General features: G+C 36.6%; 13 protein-coding genes. 11 read left to right on the top strand and 2 right to left on the bottom strand.

Annotated features, from left to right (window positions below):
* The first annotated feature begins 128 nt into the window (after positions 1–128).
* The 4 genes from OW492_RS02485 (at position 129) to OW492_RS02470 (ending at position 4315) form a co-directional block, all read left to right on the top strand.
* Positions 129–848 (top strand): PEP-CTERM sorting domain-containing protein, encoded by a 720-nt coding sequence (locus OW492_RS02485; RefSeq protein ID WP_290038195.1) that lies wholly within the window; start codon positions 129–131, stop codon positions 846–848.
* A gap of 341 nt (positions 849–1189) precedes the next feature.
* Positions 1190–2188 carry a TRAP transporter substrate-binding protein gene (locus OW492_RS02480; RefSeq protein WP_290038194.1) on the top strand — a complete coding sequence of 333 codons (999 nt, stop codon included), beginning with the start codon at positions 1190–1192 and terminating at the stop codon, positions 2186–2188.
* Positions 2189–2270: 82 nt separating this feature from the next.
* Positions 2271–2942 (top strand): TRAP transporter small permease, encoded by a 672-nt coding sequence (locus OW492_RS02475; protein WP_290038193.1) that lies wholly within the window; start codon positions 2271–2273, stop codon positions 2940–2942.
* Positions 2942–4315 (top strand): TRAP transporter large permease, encoded by a 1374-nt coding sequence (locus OW492_RS02470; RefSeq protein WP_290038192.1) that lies wholly within the window; start codon positions 2942–2944, stop codon positions 4313–4315. Before OW492_RS02475 ends, OW492_RS02470 begins: the two co-directional genes overlap by 1 nt.
* Positions 4316–4464: 149 nt before the next feature.
* Here OW492_RS02470 and OW492_RS02465 read toward each other — a convergent pair whose 3' ends face one another.
* Both OW492_RS02465 and OW492_RS02460 read right to left on the bottom strand, forming a co-directional pair.
* On the bottom strand, positions 4465–5793 hold the full coding sequence (locus OW492_RS02465; RefSeq protein WP_290038191.1) for a sigma-54 dependent transcriptional regulator: 1329 nt from the start codon (positions 5791–5793) through the stop codon (positions 4465–4467).
* On the bottom strand, positions 5790–7628 hold the full coding sequence (locus OW492_RS02460) for an ATP-binding protein (protein ID WP_290038190.1): 1839 nt from the start codon (positions 7626–7628) through the stop codon (positions 5790–5792). The genes OW492_RS02465 and OW492_RS02460 overlap by 4 nt, the downstream gene beginning before the upstream one ends.
* A gap of 159 nt (positions 7629–7787) precedes the next feature.
* On the opposite strand from OW492_RS02460, the gene OW492_RS02455 reads away from it, so the two are divergent.
* The 7 genes from OW492_RS02455 (at position 7788) to OW492_RS02425 (ending at position 14378) form a co-directional block, all read left to right on the top strand.
* Positions 7788–9029: a DUF711 family protein gene (locus OW492_RS02455; RefSeq protein WP_290038189.1), complete on the top strand. Its 1242-nt coding sequence runs from the start codon at positions 7788–7790 to the stop codon at positions 9027–9029.
* 15 nt (positions 9030–9044) lie between these two features.
* On the top strand, positions 9045–9641 hold the full coding sequence (locus OW492_RS02450; RefSeq protein ID WP_290038332.1) for a glutathione S-transferase family protein: 597 nt from the start codon (positions 9045–9047) through the stop codon (positions 9639–9641).
* Between the two features lie 513 nt (positions 9642–10154).
* Positions 10155–10913, top strand: a complete 759-nt coding sequence (locus OW492_RS02445; protein WP_290038188.1) for an amino acid ABC transporter substrate-binding protein — start codon at positions 10155–10157, stop codon at positions 10911–10913.
* A 25-nt stretch (positions 10914–10938) separates the two neighbouring features.
* A complete protein-coding gene (locus tag OW492_RS02440) occupies positions 10939–11610 on the top strand; it encodes an amino acid ABC transporter permease (protein WP_290038186.1) in 672 nt (223 codons plus the stop codon).
* Positions 11611–11612: 2 nt separating this feature from the next.
* Positions 11613–12353, top strand: coding sequence for an amino acid ABC transporter ATP-binding protein (locus OW492_RS02435; RefSeq protein WP_290038184.1), 741 nt, complete (start codon positions 11613–11615; stop codon positions 12351–12353).
* Between the two features lie 673 nt (positions 12354–13026).
* Positions 13027–13638, top strand: coding sequence for a hypothetical protein (locus OW492_RS02430; protein ID WP_290038183.1), 612 nt, complete (start codon positions 13027–13029; stop codon positions 13636–13638).
* 158 nt (positions 13639–13796) lie between these two features.
* Entirely contained in the window at positions 13797–14378 is a 582-nt protein-coding gene (locus OW492_RS02425; RefSeq protein WP_290038182.1) for a heme-binding beta-barrel domain-containing protein, read from the top strand.
* The last annotated feature ends 113 nt before the right edge of the window (positions 14379–14491 follow it).

The raw sequence follows: 14491 nt of genomic DNA, 5'->3' as shown, positions 1-14491 counted from the left end.
AATTATGTTAAATAATTATTACTATTGACATATAAGGTTTTTTCGTTAATTCAGATATAATTATGTTTGGACAATGATAATAAGGAACATAAATATTATGGAAATCATAATAATGTTAAGGAGTAACGATGAGTTTTAAATATTGGATGATATTAGCATCAACTGTTGTAGCACCACTTGCGTCGGCAACGACTATCACATTTGATGAATTAGATAACGGGACACGTGTTGATGATGAATATTCATCATCTTATGGTGTGACTATTAATGGTTATAATGTAGATCAAAAAGAGTCTAACTTAGCAGTAGTATTTGATACTTCTTTAAATAAGACAGCCGATCCTGACTTAGAGTCACCTTTTACAAATGTTAATAACTCGAATTTAGGTATTTCTGATCCTGGTAATGTGCTCGTTATTCATGAAAACCCAAGTACATGTGATGCATCTACTTGTAGTAACCCTGATGATGAAGGAAGTCGTCCTGCGGGATATTTCACGATCGATTTCTCAGAAAGTGTTACGTTAAATAGTATTGACTTCTTTGATGTAGAATATGATGAATCAACGAGTAATAATGCCATTCATTTATTTGATATTGATGGTGATGAACTAAGCATTGATGAATTCTATACACCTTATACCGGAGGTAATAATACTTGGGACCGTTTGTACTTTGATGTGGCGGATGTTTACTCAATTGAAATTAACTTTTTCGGGTCTGGTGCACTTAGTAATATCGACTTTACTAGCGCAACAACTTCAGTACCTGAGCCAACCACACTTGCAGTGTTTGCGATGGGGTTAATTGGCTTAGTGAGTGCGAGACGTAAACAGCATAATAGCTAAAAAACAATAATAATCATTCTCCTATTTAAGGTCACTTCGGTGGCCTTTTTTATTGGTTGAGATAAAAATTCCTATCTTCCTAACAGTCCCCTTGATAATGATGGGTTCTGACTCATTACACTATTTTCAATGGGTGAATTTCCACCCATTAGTATATCGCCAGTCGAATTAAAATTCTTTTAAAGCTCGCTTAAGTACCGTAAATACTAGCTCGAACACCATTTATTAATGTTGGCCTGAGCATTGCTATACCTGTTCTATATTAACAAAATTTGTGATCGGTTCGATCACTTAATAAAAGCCGCGCATTACTGCGCATCATATGGATATAGGAGCTTCACATGTTAAAAAAATTCACTGTTATTTCACTATGTAGTGCTGCATTGCTATCAGGAACACAAGCTTATGCAAATTGTGACCCAGGCGAAATGGTTATTAAGTTTAGTCATGTTACCAATGCAGATAAACACCCGAAAGGGGTAGCTGCTTCACTATTAGAAAAGCGTGTAAATGAAGAAATGAACGGTAAAGCCTGTATGCAAGTGTTCCCTAATTCTACATTATACGATGATAATCAAGTGCTAGAAGCTTTGTTAAATGGGGACGTTCAATTAGCAGCGCCTTCTCTATCTAAATTTGAAAAAATCACTAAGAAGTACCGCATCTTTGACCTTCCATTCTTGTTTGATGATGTTGCCGCTGTCGATCGTTTTCAAAACTCTGATGCAGGTGACAAATTGAAGAATGCAATGAACCGTCGAGGTTTAAAAGGCTTAGAGTTTTGGCACAACGGGATGAAGCAATTATCGGCGAATAAGCCATTATTATTACCTGAGGATGCCAAAGGGTTGAAATTCCGCGTACAAGCCTCTGACGTATTGGTCGCTCAATTTGAACAGTTAGGTGCGAACCCTCAGAAAATGTCTTTTAAAGAGGTTTACGGTGGTCTACAAACTAAAGTTATTGATGGTCAAGAAAACACATGGTCAAACACGTACGGTAAAAAATTCTTTGAAGTTCAAGATGGGGTGACAGAAAGTAATCACGGCATTTTAGATTACTTAGTAGTCACTTCCGGCGATTGGTGGGATGGATTACCAGAAGATATGCGTGAACAACTCGCGACTATTTTAAAAGAGGTAACAGAAGTACGTAATAGCGAATCAACAGCAGTTAATGAGTTAAATAAACAAAACATTATTAAAGCGGGTGGCGTGGTGCGCACTTTAACGGCTGAGCAACGTCAACAATGGGTAACTGCATTAAAACCAGTTTGGAAAAAGTTTGAAAAAGATATTGGTAGTGATCTGCTTGAAGCAGCTCAAGCATCAAATAATTAATAATCTTTAACTTAAGCATCCTTGTAAGATTCACTTACAAGGATGCCGTTTTTCAAGGTTGTCATTGCAGAAGGAGTTATTAATGACAAATACGCTATTTACTCGAGTTGGAAAAATAACAGATCATATCGAAGAGACATTAATCGCTGTTTTTCTAGGGTTGATGACACTGTTAACTTTTGCGAATGTAATTGTCCGTTATGTATTCAATGACAACATATTATGGGCATTAGAGCTGACTGTGTTTATGTTTGCATGGATGGTTTTGGTAGGTGCTTCATATGGTGTGAAAAAACATTCCCATATTGGTGTTGATGTAGTTATAAATATCGTTCCTGCTGGGGTGAAAAAAACCTGTGCGCTATTGGCTGTGGCGACTTGCCTATTCTTCTCAATCTCACTATTGATTGGTTCTTGGAATTATTGGGTGCCGTTTATTACTGACCGTGCTTGGTATGAAACAGAAGATATTCCGATGCCTGATATTCTACAGTTCTTATCTGATTGGTTTAACGAGGGGGAACGATACGAAAGGTTACCTCGATTCATTCCTTATTTTGCATTACCACTATCAATGGCGTTAATGACCTTTAGGTTTTTACAAATAGCTTGGAACATTATTAACAACTCAGCCGACAGAATGATTGCAAGTCACGAAGCTGAAGAAAAAGTTGATGCATTGCATGACCAAGAAAACAATGTTGAACAACAAGTCATTATTCAAGGTAAAGACAATGAAAGGGAGAAAAGTTAATGGCGATGTTAATGCTGTTTATTATGGTAATTATATTGATGGTGATTGGTGTACCTATTGCTATCTCCTTAGGTGCTTCTAGTATTGTCTTTTTATTAATTCACTCTGATGCTTCTCTAGCGTCGATTGCACAAACTTTACTTAATGCGTTTACAGGACATTACACCTTATTAGCCATTCCTTTCTTTATTTTAGCTTCTAGCTTTATGGCCACTGGTGGCGTAGCTAAACGTATTATTCGTTTCGCTATCGCTTTAGTAGGTTCACTTCGTGGCGGATTAGCTATGGCATCCGTGGTTGCTTGTATGATGTTTGCAGCTTTATCTGGATCTTCACCTGCAACCGTTGTCGCAATTGGGGGGATTGTTATTGCTGGGATGGTAAAGAATGGTTACACCAAAGAGTTTGCCGCAGGTGTTATCTGTAATGCGGGAACGTTAGGAATTCTCATACCACCTTCTATTGTAATGGTTGTTTATGCAGCAGCGACTGATGTCTCTGTTGGCCGTATGTTCTTAGGGGGTGTTATACCAGGGTTATTAGCTGGACTGATGCTGATGTTAGCTATCTATATCTATGCTCGTTATAAAAATATCCCTGCACAACCATTCGTGGGTTGGGGTGAAGTGTTTAATTCCGCAAAAGATGCTGGATGGGGATTATTACTGATTGTTATTATTCTTGGAGGTATTTATGGCGGTGTATTCACGCCTACTGAAGCTGCCGCTGTAGCCGCTGTATATGCCTTTATCATTTGTAATTTTGTTTATAAGGATATGGGACCGTTAGCGGAGAAAGAGCCTGACCATAAAAAACGTAAAGCATATTGGTTAAAAGCAATGCATGTGTTTTGTCACGAGGATACACGTAAAACGCTTTATGAAGCGGGTAAACTGACTATTATGTTAATGTTTATTGTTGCTAATGCCTTAATTCTTAAACACGTACTGACTGAAGAACGTATTCCTCAGATGATCACTGAGTCTATGTTATCGGCAGGACTTGGACCCATTGAGTTTTTGATTGTGGTTAATCTGCTGTTACTGGTCGGCGGTCAATTCATGGAACCTTCCGGTTTGTTGATAATTGTTGCGCCTTTAGTGTTTCCTATTGCAATTGCTTTAGGCATTGATCCAATTCATCTTGGCATCATGATGGTAGTGAACATGGAAATAGGAATGATCACACCACCAGTGGGGCTAAATCTATTTGTGACTGCGGGAGTGGCTAAATTGTCCATGATGAAAGTAGTCAAAGCATCATTACCTTTAGTGGGGGTTATGTTTATCTTTTTGATTATTGTGACTTATGTGCCGAGTGTGTCGACTTGGTTACCTAATTTAATGATGGGGCCTGAAGTGATCACTAAATAATACTACAGAATGCTTACCACACTGTTTATGATTATATGCTGGAACTTACAATTCCAGCATTTTTATAAGAGAAAGAAGGACACACTAAAGAAATAATTCCAGATTCACGATGCTAATCCACAAGCAATCAAACTATTTTTACGAAGAAGTTAGTCTTCATTTTTAAAGTTTTGTTTTTGTAAGCCGTGTTTCTGCATTTTGTCATATAGTGTTTTACGCGGTAAGGTTAATGCCTCCATGGTATTTTTAATACTCCCGTTACTCAGGCTCAAAGCTTGTTCAATAAGCGTTTTTTCAAAAACTTCTACTTGTTCAGATAAACTTAATCCTGCACTCATATTATTATTTGCGTGGTTTAAGTCTGACAAACTGCCTAATAAAATAAAACGTTCTGCAGCATTTCTTAGTTCCCTTACGTTGCCTGGCCAGTCATGACTGATTAATGCTTGTAATGAATCAGCGGGTAATGCTGGCGCTGCTTTACCGTACCTAGCTGCTGCCACTAATAAAAAGTGATGGAACAGAGGGGCAATGTCTTCTTTACGCTGACGTAAAGGTGGTAAATCTAGGGTCACCATGTTTAAACGGTAATAAAGATCCTGTCGGAAGTGTTCTGTTTCTTTTAAATCAACTTTAGTGGCTGCTATGATCCTGATGTCTAAATCGATAGCTTTATTCGATCCTACTCTTTCTAATGTGCGTTCCTGTAATACCCTTAATAACCTAACTTGTGCCTGCATTGGCATAGACTCTATTTCATCTAAGAATAGGGTGCCACCTTGTGCATATTCAAACTTACCAATACGTTGTGAGTCGGCACCAGTAAATGCGCCTTTTTCATGGCCATATAATTCACTTTCAATTAAATTTTCAGGGACTGCGCCACAGTTTACTGCTACAAAGTTATGACTACTACGTTGGCTTTGCTCATGCAGGGAGCGAGCGACTAACTCTTTGCCAGTTCCTGTTTCACCGTATAAGAGTATATCGGCATGACTATCTGCAACTCTATAAATCATTTGTTTTAAGGCAATAATACTTGGAGTGTTACCTATGATTCTGGGGCCTAGAGTATCTTTACTTTGAAGTGCTTTTTTTAATTCGCGGTTTTCTAGAGTCAATTGCCTTTTTTCAATGGCTTTACGAGTTATTTCAATTAATCTATCTGACGCAAAGGGTTTTTCTATAAAATCATAGGCTCCATTTCTAATGGCTTCTACGGCCATAGAGATATCACCATGGCCAGTAATTAATACGACCGGTAAATTTGCATCTTTTTGTTGAAGTGTGTTTAACAATTGTAAGCCTGTGATGCCGGGTAAACGGATATCAGAAATGATCATTAACGGTAATGTACTTTGCATTGCAACTAATGCCGATTCTGCATCGGCAAAACATTGCGCTTCTATGTTGGCTAATGCAAAACTTTGTTGATGAGCGATACGCATATCATCTTCATCATCAATAAAAAATATCATTGATTTGGCTCCTTAATCTTATTCGAGTTGAGCTGTTGATTAGGCATATAAATAGGTAGGCTAACAGTGAATTCAGCACCTTGCTCTTGTCTATTTCGAGCGGTTAACTTGCCTTGCATATTATTGATAATTTGTTGGGAAATAGATAACCCTAAACCTAAGCCAGTTTCCTTAGTGGTAAAGAAAGGTTCAAATAAACGTGGAAGGTGGTTTATATCTATGCCTGTACCTTCATCCAGTACACTTATCGTTGCCTTATGTTTTGTGTTAGTAAGACGCACTTTTATTTGATTTTGTTGGGTGTTTTGCATCGACTGTAAAGCATTTGATAGTAGATTAATGAGTATTTGCTCTAATTGAATTGCATCTGCTTTGACATGGATAAAATGTGTTGGCATATCTAATACGAGTTGTACTTGTTTGTTTTTAAATTGCGCTTTAAGTAATTCCTGTGCTGCTAAGATAATGGGTTGTAATGCAACAATTTGCAGTTCACCATCAGACTTCCTTGCAAAGGATTTTAGTTGTGCACTAATTTTGGCCATGCGTTCGGTTAATGAGGTAATTCGCATTAAATTTTCATGTACGTTTTCCAGCTTATCTCTTTGTAGAAAAATAATCGCATTGTCTGCATAACTTCTTATCGCTGAAAGAGGGTTATTAAGTTCATGACTAATGCTGGTGGACAATTGTCCTAATACAGCTAATTTTGCAGATTGTATAAGTTCTTTTTGTGTGGAGCGAAGGGCACTTTCTGCTTTATGTCTTTCTTCAATTTCGGCTTGTAGTGCAGAGGTTCTTTCTAATACTGTCATTTCTAGGGTTTGCTTAGTTTTTGCTTCAATGCGTGCTTGTTCTTGATGTCTATGTAATTGTTGTTTGATAATGATTAGTGATAAATAAATTAGTAAATATACTAGGGTAATTATCAGCGTTAAGATCAGTAAGTCGATGATAATAGGTGCAATTGGAGCGAAGACTCTCACCGTCCATTGTTTATCTTCAGATACCGTGAATAGTGATAAATAGTAGTTAGAAAAGGCTTTTTTATTGGCCAATGTAAGTATGTTTGCTTGTTTTTTTAGATCGCCATAAATAGGGGGCAGAGATTTTATAATACGTTGTAAATATCGTTTTTCCTGTTTGATCATTGATCTTTGCTGTTGAGTTAATGGCGTTAAGCTATGAAATAACCAATCCTCTCTGGATGATATAAACACTATACCATCGTTATCAGTGACTAAAAAATGTTGCTCTTTACCTACCCAGTCTTTTTCAATTAACGATAAGTCCATTTTAACGACGATCACACCAATCACTTGTATCCCATTATGAACTGGGTATGAGAAATAATAACCTCGTTTGCCTGATCGTGAGCCTAAGGCAAAATATTGGGCTTGTCTTCCCTGTATTGCTTCATTGAAATAGGGGCGGAAATTAAAATTGTTGCCAATAAATGTGGTTTCTTTTTGCCAATTACTGGCCGCAATCGTTGTTCCACTTTTATCGAGTAGATAAGTATCTGAGGCGCTGACAATGTGATTGATAGACTCTAAGTGTTTATTGGTACTATCGATAACGGACTGATTATCAGGAAATTGAAACGCTTTAAAAATAACATCTTGACGAGATACTAATTGCGGAATGAACGAATAATGGCCGAGCTGACTGTCTAAGTGACGTTTAAAACGTTCAAGCTGTTGCTGGTTACTAATTTGTAGTGACTGATAGCTAGTTTGCCAAAGGGTATGAAGACTAATCACCAATGTCATGCAGTAAAATATAAAACATAGGGTATTAATGCGACGTCCTAATGGCATGGTATTTAATGTCACTAAGGTATTCCTTATTCAAAAACTTTGGCTATTTAATTTACCCTAATACACTAAGTTTTATTGTTTCACGACGCTTAGTTTTATATTTAATTTGTTGATAATTATGATAATGTGAGAAAGACCTATTTTATTAATTTGATTGATTATAGAGGGCCGTAAATGCAGTTCCCAGAATTATTGTTAGATAAATCCTTGTGTAAAGTAAGAACCATCACGACTTTTCTTAAGTTTGATTTTGACCAAAGGAAATGGCCGAGCTTGATTGAGCAAGCCAATAAATTTTGTGTGTCTCTAGCAGATGATTTCAAGAGTCAGGGATATCAAGTTCAATCTATTCGCATTGTCACTAATGCTTTTTCTGAATATATCGATACAACTAATTTGACTAGTGCTCAAAATGATTTACGTAAACTTAATACTATTTTAACTCATTATCAGGGCATTGGGCTTAGGTTAAGATTTGCCATTGGCGAAGCTAAAAATGCTCATGAGTTAAGCTTAATTCCTGAATTGATAAAAGAGTTTGGGGATTTATGTAATGTATGTGTGAATATCCCTGCTGATCAACATTTTTTATTGGATAAGAAATTAATTGACGAAGCGGTGAAAACAGTTCGCAAAATTAGTGATGTGACTCCAAGGGGAGAAGGTAACTTTAATTTTACCGTTAACTTTAATTGCCAGCCACTTATTCCGTATTTTCCTGCTAGTTATGTTGATAGTGCTCATACAAATACGTTTGTGATTGGCTTAGAAACACCTGATTTGCTTGTTGCAACACTCAAGGCCTTTAATTCACTTAACTCAACACTTGAGCGTCAAACATTATATGAAGGCTATCACCAGGCATTAGTACAACAAATACAGCAACATGTTGATCAGCTTCAAAAAATAATTGATGACATTGAGGAAATACCCTATCGTTTTGCAGGCTTAGACAGTTCAGCCGCACCTTCTAAAAATTGTGCGAGCATGACGGAAGTTTACGAATTAATGGGGGTTGAATACTTTGGAGCGGCTGGCACAGTGGAAGCATCTTCGCTATTAACCAGGGTGTTTAAATCTATTAAGACTATGCCGCTGGTGGGCTTTTCAGGGTTAATGTTAGCCTTAACAGAAGATCGTGGGTTAGCAGTTGGTAGTCATGCCGCAAATTTTGATATTCGCGCATTATTAACATACAGTGCGGTGTGTGGAATTGGTTTAGATACAGTACCTATTCCCGGTAACACACCAAGCCATAAGCTATCTGCTTTAATGTGTGATACTGGGACGATGGCCTTCAGATTAAATAAACCATTAACCGTTAGAGTGTTTCCTGTACCAGGGTTGGTTGCAGGGGATACTACCTCATTTGAAAGTGATGATTTGTGTAACTGTACGGTACTTGCAGTACCCTAAGGACAGAGTATGCCAATAACCATATACGGAGATAGCCTTTCAGGTAACTGTTATAAAGTGAAATTATTATGCGCTTTATTACAAATTAAACATGATTGGGTAGAAGTTGATATTTTAAAAGGGGAAACCCGAACTGATCATTTTTTAGCCATGAATCCCAATGCTAAAATTCCATTATTAGTCACTGAAGATAAACAATTTTTGTCTGAATCCAATGCCATCCTTTATTATTTAGCACAAAAAAGTGAATTATTTCCTGAGTCTCAATACCAACAAGCCATTTGCATGCAGTGGATGTTCTTTGAACAATACAGCCATGAACCTTATATCGCTGTAGCGCGGTTTATTCATAAATATTTAGGTAGCCCAGCAGACAAGTTGCAGGAGCTAGCGAGCAAACAAGAAGGTGGCAAAAAAGCCTTGGGAGTGATGGAAGTGAGATTGCAAGAGCATCCCTTTTTAGTAGGCGACGATTTTTCAATTGCAGATATTTGTTTGTTTGCCTATACGCATGTGGCTTATGAAGGCGGGTTTAATTTAAATGGTTATCCTGCAATCCTTGCCTGGATTTCACGTATTAAAAACCATACTGATTATATTGCTATTGGTTAATCGCTGTTAACTCGCTCTATCCTATTCACGGCTATATCTAACTCTCTATTATATAACATTAAGTTATAAAATCTTAAACGACAGAGTAGCAAGAGTAGTTTACTATTCGCTGCACATTTCCGGTTGAATGGTTTTGTTTTACTTTAGAATCAATTATTTTGATGATTTAAACATTGATTTTACGGTAGAATTCAGCTGTTTTTCTGATAAATAATCATTTAGTTTAATTTATAAACAAAGATTGTGTTAATAGTAACAAACTGACTATGTATAAAAGCTAGATCGTTTTATTAACTGCGTTTTATCTCATTTTATTTATAAACCATTTAGATTATTGGAATAATAATTACCTCATTAAACAATAATAAATACGTTTAATGACACTTTTACTATAGCTAACACTGATAATGGTAATTAGACGTTATTTTTAGTTGTTAAAGATAATTATCTTGCTACTGAAAATAGGTGGATCTTAATTAGCATATTGGAAACATTACCTAGATAGGGATTACTATGAAATTATTTTTTAAAAAGGCACTGATTGCTTTCGTAGCAGCAAGCAGCTTATTAACTGTTCCGGCATTTGCACAAGAAACTGTTAAAGTCGGTATGTCTGGTCGTTATTTCCCATTTACCTTTTCTAAGCAAGATAAACTACAAGGCTTTGAAGTTGATGTATGGAATGAAATTGCAAAACGCTCTGATTACAAAGTTGAATTTATAACTGCAAGTTTCTCTGGTTTATTTGGTATGTTAGAAGCAGGTCATATCGATACTATTTCTAACCAAATTACTATCACTGAAGCGCGTTCTGCTAAATATGCATTCTCAACTCCTTACGTGATTGATGGTGTTCAAGTGACGGTTCGTAAAGGTCGTGATGATATTCAAGGTATCGAAGACCTAAAAGGTAAGAAAGTGGCAGTTAACTTAGGCAGTAACTTCGAAGAAGTATTACGTAAATACGATACTAACAACGAAATCAACATTGTTACTTACGATACAGGTATTGAACAAGATGTAGCGCTTGGCCGTGCAGATGCGTTTGTTATGGACCGTGTTTCTTCAGTACAATTAATCAAAGAAGCAGGTTTACCATTACAATTAGCTGGCCACCCATTCGAAGAAATTAAAAATGCAATGCCATTTTTAAACAAACCATCGCAATTAGCTATTCGTGACCAAGTTAATACTGCATTAGCGGCAATGCGCGCTGATGGTAAATTAGCTGAAATTTCAGATAAGTGGTTTGGTACAGACATTACACAATAATATTAATCCTTAAAGAGTCGTTTTTATGCAAAGTTCTTTTGACCTTCAATACATAATTGAATTAATGCCCATTTTACTTAAGTATCTTGGGGTAACGATGGAAATGGCACTTTGGGGGTTCTTATTTGCATTGATACTCGCGTTAGGTTTAGCCCTAGTGCGAGTATTTAAAATTGCCTTTATTCAACACCTTGCATCACTGTATATTTCATTTTTCCGTGGAACACCTTTATTGGTGCAGTTGTTTCTTCTGTATTATGGCTTTCCACAATTCATGCCTATCTTTGTGGGTATGGATGCCTTCACTGCCGCTATTATTGGCCTATCATTACACTTTTCTGCTTATATGGCGGAAAGTATTCGTGCCGCTATATTAGGTATTGATAAGTCTCAAATGGAAGCGTGTTTAAGTATTGGTATGACACGTTTACAGGCGATGAAACGCGTTATATTGCCTCAAGCTTCACGTGTTGCGACACCATCTTTGATGAACTACTTTATCGATATGATTAAAAGTACCTCTTTGGCTTTCACTCTTGGGGTGGCTGAAATTATGGCTAAAGCACAAATGGAAGCTTCTTCTAGCTTTAAATTTTTTGAAAGCTTTTTAGCCGTAGCGGTAATTTATTGGGTGGTGGTTATCTTCTTCACTCGTATCCAGCATCTATTAGAATATAAACTTAATAAGGCCTATTAATCATGATCAGCGTGTCTCAGTTAAGTAAAAAATTTGGTGATCTAGCAGTACTCAAAGAGATTGACTTTGAAGTAGCAAAGGGTGAAATAGTGGTTATTATCGGTCCATCAGGTACTGGTAAATCAACATTACTTCGTTGCTTAAATTACCTTGAAACACCAACTACAGGTAATATTACTATCGGGCCTGCGAGTATCGATGCTTTGAGCCATAAAGCTAAAGATATTACTGAATTGCGCAAACAAAGTAGTTTTGTATTTCAAAATTATTCTTTGTTCGCCAATAAAACCGCATTACAAAATGTTGCTGAAAGTTTAATTACGGTTTGGAAAGTTCCTAAGCAAGAAGCGTTATCAACTGCTGAAGCCATCTTAGTGAAAGTTGGTTTAGCTGAGAAGCTTAATGTATACCCTTCGCAACTTTCAGGTGGACAACAACAACGTGTGGGGATCGCTCGGGCAATGGCTGCAAAAGGTGAAGTTATCTTATTTGATGAACCAACTTCAGCTTTAGATCCTGAGTGGGTTGATGAAGTACTCGCTGTAATGAAACAATTAGCTCTAGAGAAACAAACCATGATAGTGGTCACCCATGAAATGCAATTTGCTAAAGAAGTCGCGGATCGCGTTATCTTTATGGAAGATGGCTACATTGTAGAGCAGGGCACACCTCAACAGATATTTTCTAATCCTGAACATGAGCGAACTAAAGCCTTTGTTAAGCGTGCTTTAAAGCAACATTAGTCTATTCAAAGCTACCTCTTTTCTGGGGTAGCTTTGCTCATTTCCTAACAGAGTTTCTACTTGTTATTTTTTATAAAGAATAGTGTAAATACTTTGTTAAAACAGCTGTATTACTCTTCTAGCATTGTTATAATCCTGCACTTTATTAATTAGACTTTATAAAGCAAGCAACTTCAATTATTTAATATAGTTACCATAAAAGTATTGAACCATCATTAAAGGATTAATGAGTTTAAATTGATGAGTATTAAAGAATATTAAACCATTCTTTCATCATGAATGAATGAATTAATTCCATTTTCATTAAAGCTCTTATCAAAAACATGAAACCACTAATCTCTATTTTATGAATGTAGAGCAAGTAATTAATGGCGTTGATAAAGTCGCAGCGTTAAGAGTTCCCCCTCATAGGCTCTTTGGTAATCTTATTAGAGAAATAGTAATTTACTATTCAAGTTATCGCTGAAGAGTGCTTGTTTATGCAATTGTATTCTATAGCTTAACTCCTAATGTGATAGAGAAGTTATTGAGCATGATTGGTATTTTAAAAGTGTAATTTATAAATTTGTGCTGTTGAGATCGTTAATAGGCTATTGAGCTATACGAAATCAATTTTTTACTCATTCATCTCATTAAATATGTTGAGATGAAATAATCATGGTAGACCCTATTTATGTTTTTACTCCGCGCTTTACTCTATTTAATTGTTGTCTTTGTAGTGGCAATATTGATTGATATGGAAGGTTACCAACTTCATACTCATGCCGAATATAGCGAACATACATTAACAGAACATCTACAAGACCTATTAACTTTCAGTAGTTGTATGTTGTTTTTATGGGCAGCTAAGTTAGATAAAGCATCAAATATTATTGGTAAAATCTTAGCTGCGTTATTAGCTATGATGTTTGTTAGGGAGTCTGACTCGCTATTGGATCATCATGCATTTGATGGTGCTTGGCAGATGTTGGTGTGTATGATTTTCATCGGGTTATTATGTTCATTACGAGGTCAGTTCTCACAGGTATATAAGGCTTTAAAAGCCTACACTACTCTGCCAAGTTATGGCGTGTTCTTATCTGGGTTTATTACGCTTGTTGCGTTTTCACGACTAATGGGGCGTGGTTCATTTTGGCATTCGGTGATGGGCGAACAATATGTCCGTATCGTTAAAAATATTGTAGAAGAGGGCACAGAAACGTTAGGTTATACCCTCATCTTATTATCAGCTATTGAGTTGGTTATCAGTGCATATAAAAAAAGAAAACAAACCGCCAATGGTTAATTAAAGAAGTGGTAAGCAGTTAATGTTAAATAACTGCTTACCAGTCCATCACTCTGCCACTACACTAAAGTAGTAATCTCTACTAAAGCTCCTGATATTTCTATATAATCCTGCTCGAAATCTTTCCCCCCAATTACTAATAATAAAAAGGCAACAATATGCAGGAGCAAGACCCAATCGATTACGGACCATTAGCTGGGTTAATTGGTACATGGAAAGGCAATAAAGGTAAAGATAAATCACCTGAAGCAGATGGCTCAACTGAACTTAATGACTACTTTGAAACTCTTGTTTTTATAGAAGCAGGCGAAACATCTAATGCCGAAGAGCAAGCGTTGAGCGCAGTACAATACTCTCAGTTAGTACAAAGAAACTCGACGGGAAAAATCATCCATCGCGAAGTAGGTTATTGGTTATGGGAGCAAGGTACTGAGAATGTGATCAACTCTTTGACCATACCCCGTGGGCTTTCTGTTCTGGCTGGCGGTAAGGCTACTACAAAACGTTCAACTGTGTTTGAAGTTGAAGCGCGTTTAAATTGCCCTAATTGGCCAATTACCGAGTCTGCATTTTTACAAAGTAAAGCATCAACTAAATCATTACAGAAAAAAATGACCCTATCAGGTGATAAGTTACAATACTCGCAGCACATGATGCTAGATATTTATGGTAACGAATTTAATCATAACGACCACCATAGGTTGATAAGAGAGATTGATACTAGTGTTAAGCTAGATTAACTTTAAGTTAAAGTTGCTGTGTTGGTTCTATTTAGACTGTTATTTGTCGATAAACCTTACATTACTTAAACTACTACTTATTGATTAGCTTTTGCTTTGATACATTTCAATCA

The organism is Psychromonas sp. 14N.309.X.WAT.B.A12, from assembly GCF_030397575.1.
Classification (GTDB): Bacteria; Pseudomonadota; Gammaproteobacteria; order Enterobacterales; family Psychromonadaceae; genus Psychromonas.
Note: the sequence above shows the minus strand (reverse complement) of the source record. Positions and strands in the feature narration are given on the sequence as shown.

Bases quoted from the DNA above. Each gene is read 5' to 3' on its own strand.
- OW492_RS02435 (WP_290038184.1), top strand. From the start codon at position 11,613: ATGATCAGCGTGTCTCAGTTAAGTAAAAAATTTGGTGATCTAGCAGTA.
- OW492_RS02455 (WP_290038189.1), top strand. From the start codon at position 7,788: ATGCAGTTCCCAGAATTATTGTTAGATAAATCCTTGTGTAAAGTAAGA.
- OW492_RS02430 (WP_290038183.1), top strand. From the start codon at position 13,027: ATGTTTTTACTCCGCGCTTTACTCTATTTAATTGTTGTCTTTGTAGTG.
- OW492_RS02475 (WP_290038193.1), top strand. From the start codon at position 2,271: ATGACAAATACGCTATTTACTCGAGTTGGAAAAATAACAGATCATATC.
- OW492_RS02470 (WP_290038192.1), top strand. From the start codon at position 2,942: ATGGCGATGTTAATGCTGTTTATTATGGTAATTATATTGATGGTGATT.
- OW492_RS02465 (WP_290038191.1), bottom strand. From the start codon at position 5,793: ATGATATTTTTTATTGATGATGAAGATGATATGCGTATCGCTCATCAA.
- OW492_RS02425 (WP_290038182.1), top strand. From the start codon at position 13,797: ATGCAGGAGCAAGACCCAATCGATTACGGACCATTAGCTGGGTTAATT.
- OW492_RS02445 (WP_290038188.1), top strand. From the start codon at position 10,155: ATGAAATTATTTTTTAAAAAGGCACTGATTGCTTTCGTAGCAGCAAGC.
- OW492_RS02480 (WP_290038194.1), top strand. From the start codon at position 1,190: ATGTTAAAAAAATTCACTGTTATTTCACTATGTAGTGCTGCATTGCTA.
- OW492_RS02440 (WP_290038186.1), top strand. From the start codon at position 10,939: ATGCAAAGTTCTTTTGACCTTCAATACATAATTGAATTAATGCCCATT.
- OW492_RS02485 (WP_290038195.1), top strand. From the start codon at position 129: ATGAGTTTTAAATATTGGATGATATTAGCATCAACTGTTGTAGCACCA.